The sequence below is a fragment of the Streptomyces shinuiensis genome (assembly GCF_043660855.1).
Classification (GTDB): Bacteria; Actinomycetota; Actinomycetes; order Streptomycetales; family Streptomycetaceae; genus Streptomyces.
In genome coordinates, this window is sequence record NZ_JBIHML010000001.1 from 3,072,674 (window position 1) to 3,085,534 (window position 12,861).

A 12,861-nucleotide genomic window follows, 5' to 3' on the forward strand; every position below is an offset into this window, starting at 1 on the left:
CCGCCATCCGCCCGCCCGCCGAAGCCCTCACGCCCGCCGGAGCCCTCGCGGGCCGCGACCGAACCACCGGGAGACGCGCATGCCGCCACCCGACCCGACCCGCCGGCCGCCCCCGGGCAGCCGGGAGGGCGTCCGCGACGCCCGCGGCGTACCCGCGGTGATCGCGGCGGCGCGGCTGGCCTTCATCACCGCGGCGCTCCTGACCGCGTACTACCTGCTGCCCGTGGACGAGGAGTTCACCGGCGGCACGGCCGTCATCCTCACCCTGGGACTGCTCGCCGTCCTCGCCCTGTTCCTCTGGGAGATCCGCGAGATCGAGCACTCCCCCCGCCCGATCCTGCGGGCGGCCGAGGCGCTGGTGAGCGTGCTGCTGCTGTTCCTGCTGCTGTTCGCGACCGTCTACCACCTCCTGGAGAGGGCCGAGCCGAACAGCTTCACCGAGCCCCTCACCCGCACCGACGCCCTGTACTTCGCGCTCACGACGTTCGCCACCGTCGGCTACGGCGACATCACGGCACGCTCCCAGACGGCCCGGATCATCGTCATGGTCCAGATGACCGGCGGCCTGCTGCTGGTGGGCGTCGCGGCCCGGCTCGTGGCCGACACGGTCAAGTCGGCGCTGCGCCGCCAGGCGCCCTCCGAACCTGAGGCGTGAACCGAGTGCCGTACGCCGCCCGGCTTGCGGCACTCGGCTTACGTCGCTCCGCCGGGCTCCTCGTTCCGGGGACGCGGGACCGGCGGCCGATGCCCGCCGCGCGCCCGGCCGATAGCGTGGCAGGCGCCCCCGTCCGCCCCACAGAGGAGACCGCCGTGCGCGTCACCGCCTTCGACCACCTGGTGCTCAACGTCGAGGACGTCGAACGCTCCCTCGGCTTCTACTGCGGCCCGCTGGGCCTGGAACCGGTCCGCGTGGACGAGTGGCGAGCGGGGAAGGCGCCGTTCCCGTCGGTGCGGGTGAGCGACACGACCATCATCGATCTGGTCGCCGGCCCCCGCAGCGGCTCCAACGTGGACCACATCTGCCTGGTCGTCGAACCGCTGGACTGGCAGGAGGTCGTGGACTCCGGCGCCTTCACCGTGGTGGACGGCCCCGGCCCCCGCTTCGGCGCGCGCGGCACCGCCCAGTCCGTCTACGTCCTCGACCCGGACGGCAACACCGTCGAACTGCGCTGGTACCCCCAGGACCGCTCCCAGGAGGGTTCCCGGGACGCCTGACAGGGGCAGGACGCCCTGCCATCCTGGACGCCATGTCCAGGGGGAGTGACGAAGAGGACACCGAGCGCGGTCTCGTACGCCGCCGGCGCTGGACGGGGGCGGCCGTCACCTGTGTGGCGACGGCGCTGGCGCTGGTCCATGTGCTGCGCCCGGACCTGAGCATCGACAGCACGGCGGTCGCGCTGCTCGTGATCGCCCTGGTGCCGTGGATGGGCGACCTGTTCCACAGCATCGAACTGCCGGGCGGCGCGCGGCTGGAGTACCGGCGGCTGGAGGAGCGCATCGGCGCGGCGGAGGAGCGCGCCACGCACCTGGACCAGCAGGTGGACGGAGCCACGGCGACCGCACGGGTGGCCCTCGCCGCGGCCAACAGCCCCGATCCGGAAGGCCGGGAGGAAACAGGGGGCAACACCTCCTGGGCGGTCGGCGCCCTCGAACGGCTCGTCACCGAGTACGCGGAGGTACGCGAGCGGATGCCGAGCAGCCCCCTGCGCACCGCGCGCCAGGAGCGGATCTTCGGCGAGATGCTGAAGGCGGTGCCGCAAGTACCCGGCTTCGACACCGACGCCATGCTGGCGTCAGAGGAGCCCGGCGAGCGTCTGGCCGCCCTCGCCCGCCTCTACGTCGAACCGGACCCGGCGAAGCTGGAGGTGCTGCTGGACGCCGCGGCCCGTGAGGAGTTGCCGTTCCTCCTGTACTGGTGCGCCAACACCACCGACCGCCTGCTGAGCGGCACGGCCGCGGACGCGTACTCCGTCCCCGTCGGCCTCGTCCGCCGTCTGCGCATCCGCCTCGCCGAACTCCCCGCCGGCAGCGACCGCGCCCGCTCCCTGCGCCGCGTCCTGCGCCACCTCGACCCGGCCGCCCCCTCGCCCGCCGGCGGCGGCTGAGCCGGCACGGCCGACCGGGCGCCTTGTTCCGGTACGCACTCGCTACGGAGCCTCTGCTTGGAGGCGGCCGCCTGCGGCGGGGATCTTGGGCGAGATTGGTGGCCGTCAGCTCTCGCGGTCGCGACAGATGGCCGCGAAGTCGCAGCCGGCGCAGGACGAGCACCAGCTGTCCAGGCGGGACAACCGGTTGGTGCGCAGCGAATCCGCAGCTCCCGTAACCCGCTTGCCGAGGTCGGCCATGACCTCGGGATCCACCATTTCACGGGTGTCGCGTCCCGCCTTGTCGAGGTTGAGGACCTCGACGACATCCGCGTCCTCCCCGGTCAGCTCCCGGTAACCGGGTACGTACAGGTGCAGCTGGTCACGTGTCAGGTCCTCGGCCAGGGCGCGTTAAGGCGGTTCCCAACCGGCCCGGCGGCCGACGCGACTCCATCGTGCGGGAGTTGCTGATCAACCCGGCCGTACGTTCCGTATCCCCCGCGCTGCGGTGGCACGCGGAGAACGACGCGTGGGTCGTGCTCGGCTTCGACACCGTGGAAGGCCGGGCAGCCGACTTCTCGCCGGGCTCCCCCGCCCTGCTGGCGGTCGTCGGTCTGGTGAACCGGATCGGGGAGCTGGACCTCCCCGAAGTGGCACGGGAGTGGCCGGAGACCCGATGGGAGCGATTCACCAAGGACGAGAGCCAGGCTGCCCTCCTCCAGGGAGATGACCTGCCCTACACCGACATCAACCCCAACAACATGATGATCGGGAAGCACACCGCCTGGGCGGTGGACTGGTCATGGCCCACCCATGGCGCGGGTTTCATCGACCCGGCCTGTCTGGTGGTGCAGCTCATCGCGGCCGGACACAGCCCCGAGTCCGCCGAATCTCGGGTCTCGGTCTGCGCGGCAGATGTGGAAGGCTTCACGGAAGTACTCCGACTCCGCACTGCCCTCCTGCGCGGCGGCTTCCTTGACCAGGGTCAGGTCCGCTTCTCCCACCATGACGGTCATCTTCTTCAGAGCCGTATGAGCATGGTGTCTCCGCCGTATGTGCAGTGGTCGCCCCACGCCTCCGGTACCGGTCGGTGGCCCCTGCCTCGGGGAGCACGGGGGTGCCGTCGGTGATGGCCATGGGCTCCCGGGACCAGGAGAGCTGGACGGGTCGGCCGTCGCTGAGGAGCTCGTGGCGGGTGGCCATGCACGGGCCGCCGGGGCTGATGGCACCGCAGTTACGGCTGTGTGCTCATCACCCGGCAAACCCCGTTTTGCAGCCAAGGAGGCGCTGCCCGCGGACCTGGTGTATCTGCTGATCCACCGGGCCGGTCTCGCGGAGGAGACGGTGGCCCGGCTCCAGCGATACTGGACCGAAGGAAACTGAGCGAGGGTGGTCGCCGTGGACGGTCCTGTCCCTCGGTCGGTCAACCGGAGTCGGCAGGGCGGGCGGTAGAAGGTGTTCGCTCAGCACCGCTGGAACGGCGCTGAGAAGTCCGGGGAACGAACAAGGCCCAGGTCGCTGACCTGGGCCTTCGTCATGGAGCGGGTGACGGGAATCGAACCCGCGCTCTGAGCTTGGGAAGCTCATGTTCTACCATTAAACTACACCCGCGAGGAGTGGGCGATCGCGTCGCTCACCGACGCACACTGTACCCCATACCGGGCCCCCGGCGCACAGCCGCGGGGTCCTTTTCGTCGTGTCCCCGGAGCGTGTGACGGGCGGTTTTCCGGGAAGCGGGGGAAGGGAGTTGGGGCGTACGGTGGGTGCGGAGCGCCGGGCGCGAGGCAGGCCGATTGATCCCCTAATGTGGCTTTGGTCGTACACGTAGTGGGGAGAGGCAGGCGATGGAGTCCACCGTCGTTCAGTGTGCCGATGGGCATGTGTTCAGCACCTCGACGTTCCCGATGCAGAACCTCGGCAGCGGCCGGATCGGTCCGGGCCGGCTGCTGCGGTGTCCGCGGTGCGCGCGGCTGAGGCAGGCGGTGCCGGTGGCGCGGCAGGCCGTGGCGGGCATGGAGGCCGCGAGGCGCTGAGGTGCCGACGCGTCGAGGCGGCCGTGGTGAGCGGTCGTGACGGGTGAGGGCACGCGGGCCCGGTGCGCAGGCGCCGGGCCCGCGGTCTGTACGCTCGGCGTCGTGCTTCTCTCAGACAAGGACATCCGGGCCGAGGTCGACTCCGGGCGGGTGAGGATCGATCCGTACGACCCGGCGATGGTGCAGCCGTCCAGCATCGACGTGCGGCTGGACCGCTTCTTCCGGGTGTTCGAGAACCACCGCTACCCCCACATCGACCCCGCGGTCGAGCAGTCCGACCTGACGCGGCTGATCGAGCCGGAGGGGGACGAGCCGTTCATCCTCCACCCGGGCGAGTTCGTGCTGGCCTCGACGTACGAGGTCGTCACGCTGCCCGACGACATCGCCTCCCGGCTGGAGGGCAAGAGCTCGCTGGGGCGGCTGGGCCTGCTGACGCACTCCACGGCCGGCTTCATCGACCCCGGCTTCTCCGGGCACGTGACGCTGGAGCTGTCGAACGTGGCGACGCTGCCGATCAAGCTCTGGCCCGGGATGAAGATCGGGCAGCTGTGCATGTTCCGTCTCTCCTCACCCGCCGAGCACCCCTACGGCTCCGCCCGCTACGGCTCCCGCTACCAGGGGCAGCGCGGCCCGACGCCCTCGCGCTCCTATCTGAACTTCCACCGCACGCAGGTCTGAGCGGGGAGCGGGGAGCGACGCATGGGCGACGAGCGGGAGAACCTGACCTACGAGCTGTTCGGGCGGGCGATCCGGGAGCTGGCGCGGGCCGTCGCGGACGACGGTTACGAACCGGACATGATCCTGTCCATCGCGCGCGGCGGACTGTTCGTCGCCGGAGGGCTCGGCTACGCGCTGGACGTGAAGAACCTGCACGTGATGAACGTGGAGTTCTGCACCGGCGTCGGCACGATGCTGGAGATGCCCGTCATGCTGCCGCCGGTGCCCAGCGTCGTCGACCTGAGCGAGAAGAAGGTCCTGGTCGCCGACGACGTCGCCGACAGCGGCAGGACGCTCAAGCTGGTGCACGACTTCTGCGCCGAGCACGTGGCCGAGGTGCGGTCCGCGGTGGTGTACGAGAAGCCGCGGTCGCTGGTGAAGTGCGAGTACGTGTGGAAGCACACCGACCGCTGGATCGACTTCCCGTGGAGTGTGGAGCCGCCGGTCGTGCGGCGGGAGGGGCAGGTCCTCGACTCCTGACACGTGACGGGGGTCCGCGCACCGGCGCGGGCCCCCGTCACGTGCGGCGTACGGGCGGCTGTACGGGCCGTTCCCGCCGCGCCCTACAGGGTGCCGAGCTTGAACAGCGCCAGCAGCGCGATCAGCTGGATCGCACAGGCGCCCAGCGCCTTCGGCCAGGGCAGGTCGTGCGAGCGGCGGACCATCGAGGTGAGCAGCACGCCCGCAGCGAGCAGGGTGATCCAGCCGACGACCTGGACCACCGTGGCGCTGCCGCCCAGGAACATCGCCAGCAGCAGCCGCGGGGCGTCCGTGATCGTCATGATCAGCATGGACAGGCCGACCGTCGGGGCCCACAGCCCCTCACCGCCGAGCTGGCGGGCCAGGGTGTGGGTGACCAAGCCCATCAGCAGGGCGGAGACGACGACGGCCAGGCCGGTGATCAGCACGAACGGGATCGCGCTGGAGAGCGTGGAGTTGATCGCGTCCTCGCGGGCCTGCTCGAAGCCGAAGACGGCGAGCAGGCCGTAGACGAAGGTGACGATGAGCGCCGGGCCCCACACCGAGTGGTCGCGCATCTGCCAGAAGGTGGCGCCGGGGCGCAGCACGATGCCGCTCAGCAACTGCTTCCAGTGCAGCCGCGGGCCGGAGGGGGCTGCGGGCGGCTGCCCCGCCGCGTAGGTGCCGCCGTCGGTGTAGCCGTCGCCGGCCGGGTGGCCCGGCTGCGGGGCGTGGCCGTGGTCGGGGGCCTCGCCGAAGCTGAACATCTGGGTGTGCCCGGGGTTGTTGGCGGGATCGTGCGCGGCCGGGCGCACCTGGCCGCCGTGCCCGCCGTGCCCGCCGTGTCCGGGGTGGCCGCCGTGGCCGCCGTGGCCGGGGTCGCCGAAGTACTCCGGCTCGCCGTGTTGTCCGCCGCCCTGGTGCCACAGGGTGTGCCCGGGCTGACCGGGCTGCTGCCCCGGCTGCGCGGGAGGCGCGTACGGCGGCTGCCCGGGTGCGCCGGGAGCCTGCTGCGGGGGGCGGTGCCCTTGCTGTCGTGCGTTCCGGGGATCCCGGCCGTGTCCCATCCTGAATCCAGCCACGCCTTCGAACGTACCGTGTCCGGCCGTACGTGGTGCCGTGGGCCGGGCGGCGGGCCGCGCATTGCCGCCGAGCTGTGACATCACCCGGGGGACGCCCCGTGGGGGACGCCCCGGGCGGGGGTCGGGGCACCCGCAGGGCGGCGCCGCGGGGACGGCCGTGGGGCCCGGCCCGCCGGACCGGGCTCCACGGGGGCGCGTGTGCACCGGAGCGCCGCCGAGGCGGCGGCCGGAGTGGTGCGGAAGGCGTCAGCCGGCGAAGTTGACGCCGAACAGCGGGGTGCCGGCCGTGGAGACGCCCACCCTGCTGACGGAGAGGAAGTAGCCGCCGCCGGCGATCTGCGTCCCGTCGGAACGGAGCGCGGTGACCGCGCCGTTGCCGTTGTTCTCGCCCAGGGCGCCGACCGTCAGGTCCGCCAGGCCGTCGCCGTTCATGTCGGCGAGGTGGACGTCGCTGCCGAACTGGTCATCGGTCTCGTTGCCGCCGGGGACGCCGGGGGTGTCCTGGTGGATGAACTGCGAGCCGGAGCCGGTGAGGCCGGAGCCGTCCGCCGCGCCGTACAGGACGACGACCGCGCCGGTGTACTGCGCGTCGCCCAGGGACTCGCCGGGTGCGCCGACGGCCAGGTCGAGGTGGCCGTCGCCGTTGACGTCGCCCAGGTCCAGTTCGGAGCCGAAGCCGTCGTACCGCTCCGAGCCGCCGGGGACGCCGGGGGAGTCCTGGGTGAAGGACTGGCGGTTGCCGTTCGGGCCGGAGGGGGAGCCGTGGAGGACGTTGACCAGGCCGCCGGTGCGGCTGCCGGGGACACCGGAGTCCGCGTCGAACCGCATGCCGATGACGATGTCGCCGAAGCCGTCGCTGTTGACGTCGCCGATGTCGGTGATCAGGCCGGCGGGGAGCTTCTGCTGGCCGCTCGCGGTCAGACCGGAGGCGGAGCCGGGGACGTAGTAGTTGGCGTTCCAGTGGTACTCGCCGTCGGCGGAGTCCCTCTCGTAGCCGTCCACGACCAGATCGGCGATGTCGTCGCCGTTGACGTCGCCGGAGTGGAGGTTCATCGGGCCGGTGTCCGCTCCGCTGAGGATGGCGGGGCGGACACCGTAGGCGCCGCCGTACTCCCCCTTGCTCTTGCCGAAGCCGCCGCGGAAGACGCGGACGTAGGAGGAGCTGGTGCCGACGGCCAGGTCGGCCTTGTCGTCGCCGTCGTAGTCGGCGGCGTCCAGCACGTAGCCGAAGCGGTCGTGGGAGCTCGGCGCGGGGTCGGGGACGGTGGTGCCCCCGTACAGGCCCGAGGCGGAGCCCCAGATGATCTGTACCGTGCCGCCGTTGACGTCCTTGCCGACCTTCTCGCGCGGGGTGCCGACGGCGAGGTCGGTGAAGCCGTCGTTGTTGAAGTCGGCCGCGGTGGTGTCGTGGCCGAAGCCGTCGCCGGCCTCGGAGACGCCGGGCACCCCGGGGCTGTCCTGGCTGATGAGGGTGCGCTTGGAACTGGTGGTGATGCCGTCGGCGGAGCCGTAGAGCACCACGATCTGGCCTGCGTCCTTCTGGCCGTTGACGGTGGCGAAGGGGGCCGAGACGGCGAGGTCGCGGTAGCCGTCGCCGTTGAAGTCGGCGGTCGGGCGGTCGCCTTCGGCGGCGGCCGAACCGGCGGTGGCGGCCATCAGGCCACCGGTCAGGGCCGTCACGGTGGCGGCCGCGAGGGCCGTACGGAAACGATTGTGCACTCGGAACTCTCCTGCTGCACGAGGAGGATGCCGCCAGGCATCCCGGGCTGATGTGGCCAAATCCGCCTGTGTCACCGGGCGTTGGCCAGGGGGTCACGCGGATATGCCTCAACAGGAGACCTCCGGGGAGGCGCCGGGGTTGTACGGGGGGCGGGGTTTTCTTCACCGGCCGGGCACGGGACCGTCTGTCGCGGGTGCGGGTTCGTCGGCCATACTGCCCGCCGTGGAACAGCTCAGAGGTCCGGTCATCCCGCCCGTAACCGCAGCCGGCACCGATCCGGCCTACATCCCCGGCCTCGCTCCGCCGAGCCCGGACCGGGCCGGTGAGGAGGCCACCGGGGAGGAGGTGGAGCAGACGGAGGAGAAGGCCCCTGCCGGGGAGGCGGCCCCGGAAGAGCCCGCCGAGGAGTCCGGCGGCCTGGACGAGGACGGGGACGACGAGCAGGACGAGGACGAGGAGGGTGACGAGGAGGAGGACGACGGGCCCGCCTTCGAGGCGTCCGACCGCCGCGGCTCGATTGCCGCCGGCCGCTTCGGGGTGGTGTTCCGGCTGGACGGCGAGGAGGCCCGGTTCCCCTGGGACGAGATCGGCGCGGTCGAGACGGATCTCCCGCGCTTCGGGCGCCGGTTCTCCGTGTCGGTCTGCACGACCGCCCGCCGCTGGTACGAGGCCGACGTCGACGCCCCCTCCCGGAAGGTCCTGAAGGAGTGGGACGAGGAGTTCGACGCCGTCCTGGACGAGTGGTTCGGCGAGGACTGAGGAACCGGGGAAAGGCCGGCGCCGGTACGGCACGGCAGGAGGACGCAGAGCGGCGGAGGCCGGCCACGCGGGATGCGTGGCCGGCCTCCGCCGTCTTGCGTACTGCCCGGGGCGCGAGCGCTACGAGGCGGGCTCGGTCTCGGGAGCCGGCTCCGTGCCGGCCGGGCCCTCCGGCTCCGCCGGGGTCCTGACCGACTCCAGCAGGAGCTGGGCGACGTCCACGACCTGGACGTTCTCCTTGGCCTTGCCCTCGTTCTTCTTGCCGTTGACCGAGTCGGTCAGCATCACCAGGCAGAACGGGCAGGCGGTGGAGACGATGTCCGGGTTCAGCGACAGCGCCTCGTCCACGCGCTCGGTGTTGATGCGCTTGCCGATGCGCTCCTCCATCCACATCCGCGCGCCGCCGGCGCCGCAGCAGAAGCCCCGCTCCTTGTGTCGGTGCATCTCCTCGTTGCGCAGGCCGGGCACGCGGCCGATGATCTCGCGCGGCGGCGTGTAGACCTTGTTGTGGCGGCCCAGGTAGCACGGGTCGTGGTAGGTGATCAGACCCTCGACCGGCGTGACCGGCACCAGGCGTCCCTCGTCGATGAGGTGCTGGAGCAGCTGGGTGTGGTGGATGACCTCGTAGTGCCCGCCGAGCTGCGGGTACTCGTTGGCGATCGTGTTGAAGCAGTGCGGGCAGGTCGCGACGATCTTCTTCTTGGACCGCTCGACGGTGACGCCCTCGTCCTCGTCCTCGCCGAAGGCCATGTTCAGCATGGCCACGTTCTCCTGGCCGAGCTGCTGGAAGAGGAACTCGTTGCCCAGGCGGCGGGGGGAGTCGCCGCTGCACTTCTCGTCGCCGCCCATGATCGCGAACTTCACGCCCGCGATGTGCAGCAGCTCGGCGAAGGCCTTGGTGGTCTTCTTGGCCCGGTCCTCCAGGGCGCCGGCGCAGCCGACCCAGTACAGGTACTCGACCTCGGTGAGGTCCTCGATGTCCTTGCCGACGACCGGGACCTCGAAGCCGACCTCCTTCGTCCACTCCAGGCGCTGCTTCTTGGCCAGCCCCCAGGGGTTGCCCTTCTTCTCCAGGTTCTTGAGCATCGTGCCCGCCTCGGACGGGAACGAGGACTCGATCATCACCTGGTAGCGGCGCATGTCGACGATGTGGTCGACGTGCTCGATGTCGACGGGGCACTGCTCGACGCAGGCGCCGCAGGTGGTGCAGGACCACAGCACGTCCGGGTCGATGACGCCGTTCTCCTCCAGCGTCCCGACCAGCGGGCGCTCGGCCTCGGCCAGGGCGGCGGCGGGAACGTCCCCGAGCTGCTCCTCGGTGGCCTTCTCCTCGCCCTCCATGTCCTTGCCGCCGCCGGCCAGCAGGTAGGGGGCCTTGGCGTGTGCGTGGTCGCGCAGCGACATGATCAGCAGCTTGGGCGACAGCGGCTTGCCGGTGTTCCAGGCGGGGCACTGGGACTGGCAGCGGCCGCACTCGGTGCAGGTGGAGAAGTCGAGGATGCCCTTCCAGGAGAACTGCTCGACCTGGGAGACGCCGAAGGTGTCGTCCTCGCCCGGGTCCTCGAAGTCGATCGGCTTGCCGCCCGAGGTCATCGGCTGGAGGGCGCCGAGCGCCACGTCGCCGCTGGACTCGCGCTTGAACCAGATGTTGGGGAACGCCAGGAAGCGGTGCCAGGCGACGCCCATGTCGATGTTGAGGCTGACGGTGATCATCCAGACCATCGTCGTGCCGAGCTTCACCATGGCGGTGAGGTAGACGAGGTTCTGCAGGGTGCCCGTGCTCAGCCCGTCGAAGGCGGCCACCAGCGGGTACGAGGCGAAGTACGCGGCCTCGTAGCCCTCCACGCCGTGCAGCGCGCCCTCCAGGCCGCGCAGGACGAGGATGGCCAGGCCGATGATCAGGATGACGTACTCGACGAAGTACGCCTGCCACGCGGTCGAGCCGGCGAAGCGGGACTTGCGGCCGGGGCGGGTGGGCAGGTTCAGCAGCCGGATCACGATCAGGGTGAGGATGCCCACCGTGGTCATCAGGGCGATGAACTCGATGTACATCTCGTACGGCAGGAAGCCGCCGAGGACCGGCAGCACCCAGTCGGCCCGGAAGAGCTGGCCGTACGCGGTGATGATCGTCAGGCCGAGGGTGAGGAAGCCGATCGCCACGAACCAGTGCGCGACGCCGACGATGCCCCAGCGGTTCATCCGGGTGTGGCCGAGGAACTCCTTGGCCAGGGTGATGGTGCGCTGCTTGGGGTCGTCCGTGCGCGTGCCCGCCGGGACCGGTTGGCCGAGCTTGACGAAGCGGTAGATCTGCGCGACGGCGCGTGCCAAGAGCGCAACGCCGACCGCGGTGAGTACCAGCGAGACGACGATCGCGGCGAGTTGCATGGCGGCTCCTCGAACCTGCGGGGCGGTGCCTGCGGCTGCAAGCTTACTAAGCGGTAACTTATCCGATCTGTTCGAGACTACCCATGAACAGAGGCCGTCTGTAGCCACTCGTGCGGTGATCTGCGTCGCTGAGGCGGCCCTTGCCCGGGAGGCGGCCGCGGGGCCTCGCGGAGGGCCCGGGAACGGAAGGGTGGATCCATCCTATAGACCTCCCGCATCCCGTCCTCCGAATCGGTGCCGAATGCGGTAAAAAGGGATGCATCCGTTTCCCGCGGCCGGGAGGAAGTCCCTATGCGCACTCCGCGCGCGGGGCTCGCGCGGGCCTCCGTGAGGCTCTGGGAGGGCCTGTGGGAGCGTCTGTGGGGGCGGCTGTGGGTCTGGCTGCTCCTCCCCTGGCTGCTCGTCCTCGCGGTCGCCGTCATCGAGGTCACCGACGGGCTCCAGGGCCGCGTCGCGCACGCCGGCTCCCTGCTCACCCCGGCGCCCGCGCTCGCCGCGGTCCGCGGACGCCCCCGTGACGTGCTCGCCGTCTCCGCCGCCGCCCTGGTCCTCGGGCTGGCCACGTCCTTCGAGCCGGTCACGTCCGAGACGGACACCTCCGCGACCGCACTGGTCTCGCTGGCGGTGGTGAGCGCCGCCAGCCTGGTGGCGGCCGCGGCCCGGCGGCGGCGCGAGGGGCAGCTCGTCCGGATCCGGCAGGTCGCCGAGGCGGCCCAGCTCGCCCTCCTCTCCCCGGTGCCGCGCCGCGCGGGCGGGCTGCGCCTGGCGGCCGGGTACAGCGCCGCCGAGTCCGACACTTTGATCGGCGGCGATCTGTACGAGGTCGTGGTCCGCCCGGACCGCACCCGGCTGATCATCGGCGATGTGCGCGGCAAGGGCCTGCCCGCGATCCGTACGGCGGCCGCGGTGCTGGGCGCCTTCCGGGAGGCGGCCCAGTACGAGTCCGCGCTGACGACCGTGGCCGGCCGCTGCTCGCGCGCGGTGGCGCGGTGCGCGCGGGAGGCGGCCGGCGGTGGCGGCCCGGACGCGCAGGCGGAGGCGGACGAGCTGTTCGTCACCGCCGCGCTGGTGGAGATCCAGGGCGGGCGGCTGCGCGTCGTCGACCTGGGGCATCCGCCGCCGCTGCTGCTCACCGACGAGGGCTGCGAGCCGCTGGTGGTCGATCCGCTGCCGCCACTGGGGCTGGTGCACGGCTTCACGGCCGGGTGGGACGACGAACGCGGCCTGACCGTCCACACCCGGTGGCGCCCCGGTGACCGGCTGCTGCTCCACACCGACGGCATCGACGAGGCGCGCGACGAGAGGGGGCGCTTCTTCCCGCTCGCCGAGGAGCTGTGGGAGATGCGCGGGGTGCCCACCGAGCGGCTGCCGGACGAGCTGATGGCTGCGGTCGCCCGGCACACCGGCGGGAGGCTGCGGGACGACGCGGCGGTCGTCGCCGTCGAGTTCCCGTCGGCCGGGGAAGCGGCCGGGTGAACGGGGAGCGGACGGGGACGGGGGCGGGGAAGGCCGGATGGAACGGTCGTCGCGGGGAAGGCTGCCCCGTCCGGGAGCCATGACGGCTCCGGCGGGCCTCCCGCCCCTCCGGACGCTCTCCGGCGACCGGTTTTCCGCGGGCAGTT

Annotated in this window: 13 protein-coding genes and 1 tRNA gene; 10 read left to right on the plus strand and 4 right to left on the minus strand. The window is 71.7% G+C overall.

Going from position 1 to position 12,861, the window contains the following annotated elements:
- Positions 1 to 79: 79 nt before the first annotated feature.
- The 5 genes from ACGRHY_RS13905 (at position 80) to ACGRHY_RS13925 (ending at position 3,467) form a co-directional block, all read left to right on the plus strand.
- Positions 80 to 655 carry a potassium channel family protein gene (locus ACGRHY_RS13905; RefSeq protein WP_394635660.1) on the plus strand — a complete coding sequence of 192 codons (576 nt, stop codon included), beginning with the start codon at positions 80 to 82 and terminating at the stop codon, positions 653 to 655.
- 155 nt (positions 656 to 810) lie between these two features.
- Entirely contained in the window at positions 811 to 1,215 is a 405-nt protein-coding gene (locus tag ACGRHY_RS13910) for a VOC family protein (protein WP_394635661.1), read from the plus strand.
- A gap of 32 nt (positions 1,216 to 1,247) precedes the next feature.
- Positions 1,248 to 2,105, plus strand: a complete 858-nt coding sequence (locus ACGRHY_RS13915; protein ID WP_394635662.1) for a hypothetical protein — start codon at positions 1,248 to 1,250, stop codon at positions 2,103 to 2,105.
- 443 nt (positions 2,106 to 2,548) lie between these two features.
- A complete protein-coding gene (locus tag ACGRHY_RS13920; protein ID WP_394635663.1) occupies positions 2,549 to 3,214 on the plus strand; it encodes a hypothetical protein in 666 nt (221 codons plus the stop codon).
- Between the two features lie 112 nt (positions 3,215 to 3,326).
- Positions 3,327 to 3,467 (plus strand): hypothetical protein, encoded by a 141-nt coding sequence (locus ACGRHY_RS13925; protein WP_394635664.1) that lies wholly within the window; start codon positions 3,327 to 3,329, stop codon positions 3,465 to 3,467.
- A gap of 154 nt (positions 3,468 to 3,621) precedes the next feature.
- Here ACGRHY_RS13925 and ACGRHY_RS13930 read toward each other — a convergent pair.
- Positions 3,622 to 3,695 (minus strand) — tRNA-Gly (locus ACGRHY_RS13930).
- Between the two features lie 233 nt (positions 3,696 to 3,928).
- Between ACGRHY_RS13930 and ACGRHY_RS13935 the strand changes: the two genes are divergently transcribed.
- The 3 genes from ACGRHY_RS13935 to ACGRHY_RS13945 all read left to right on the plus strand — a co-directional run bounded on the left by ACGRHY_RS13935 (position 3,929) and on the right by ACGRHY_RS13945 (position 5,314).
- Complete coding sequence (locus ACGRHY_RS13935; RefSeq protein ID WP_394635665.1) at positions 3,929 to 4,117, plus strand: hypothetical protein; 189 nt, start codon at positions 3,929 to 3,931, stop codon at positions 4,115 to 4,117.
- 102 nt (positions 4,118 to 4,219) lie between these two features.
- Complete coding sequence (gene dcd, locus ACGRHY_RS13940; protein ID WP_093657735.1) at positions 4,220 to 4,795, plus strand: dCTP deaminase; 576 nt, start codon at positions 4,220 to 4,222, stop codon at positions 4,793 to 4,795.
- A gap of 21 nt (positions 4,796 to 4,816) precedes the next feature.
- On the plus strand, positions 4,817 to 5,314 hold the full coding sequence (locus ACGRHY_RS13945) for a phosphoribosyltransferase (protein ID WP_394635666.1): 498 nt from the start codon (positions 4,817 to 4,819) through the stop codon (positions 5,312 to 5,314).
- An 83-nt stretch (positions 5,315 to 5,397) separates the two neighbouring features.
- Here ACGRHY_RS13945 and ACGRHY_RS13950 read toward each other — a convergent pair whose 3' ends face one another.
- Together ACGRHY_RS13950 and ACGRHY_RS13955 are read right to left on the minus strand one after the other, a co-directional pair.
- Positions 5,398 to 6,375: a Yip1 family protein gene (locus tag ACGRHY_RS13950; protein WP_394635667.1), complete on the minus strand. Its 978-nt coding sequence runs from the start codon at positions 6,373 to 6,375 to the stop codon at positions 5,398 to 5,400.
- A 246-nt stretch (positions 6,376 to 6,621) separates the two neighbouring features.
- Positions 6,622 to 8,094: an FG-GAP-like repeat-containing protein gene (locus tag ACGRHY_RS13955; protein WP_394635668.1), complete on the minus strand. Its 1,473-nt coding sequence runs from the start codon at positions 8,092 to 8,094 to the stop codon at positions 6,622 to 6,624.
- Positions 8,095 to 8,317: 223 nt separating this feature from the next.
- On the opposite strand from ACGRHY_RS13955, the gene ACGRHY_RS13960 reads away from it, so the two are divergent.
- A complete protein-coding gene (locus tag ACGRHY_RS13960; protein WP_394635669.1) occupies positions 8,318 to 8,854 on the plus strand; it encodes a hypothetical protein in 537 nt (178 codons plus the stop codon).
- A 120-nt stretch (positions 8,855 to 8,974) separates the two neighbouring features.
- On the opposite strand, the gene ACGRHY_RS13965 is transcribed toward ACGRHY_RS13960, so the two are convergent.
- On the minus strand, positions 8,975 to 11,239 hold the full coding sequence (locus ACGRHY_RS13965; RefSeq protein WP_394635670.1) for a (Fe-S)-binding protein: 2,265 nt from the start codon (positions 11,237 to 11,239) through the stop codon (positions 8,975 to 8,977).
- Between the two features lie 291 nt (positions 11,240 to 11,530).
- On the opposite strand from ACGRHY_RS13965, the gene ACGRHY_RS13970 reads away from it, so the two are divergent.
- Entirely contained in the window at positions 11,531 to 12,715 is a 1,185-nt protein-coding gene (locus ACGRHY_RS13970) for a PP2C family protein-serine/threonine phosphatase (protein ID WP_394635671.1), read from the plus strand.
- Positions 12,716 to 12,861: the final 146 nt, after the last annotated feature.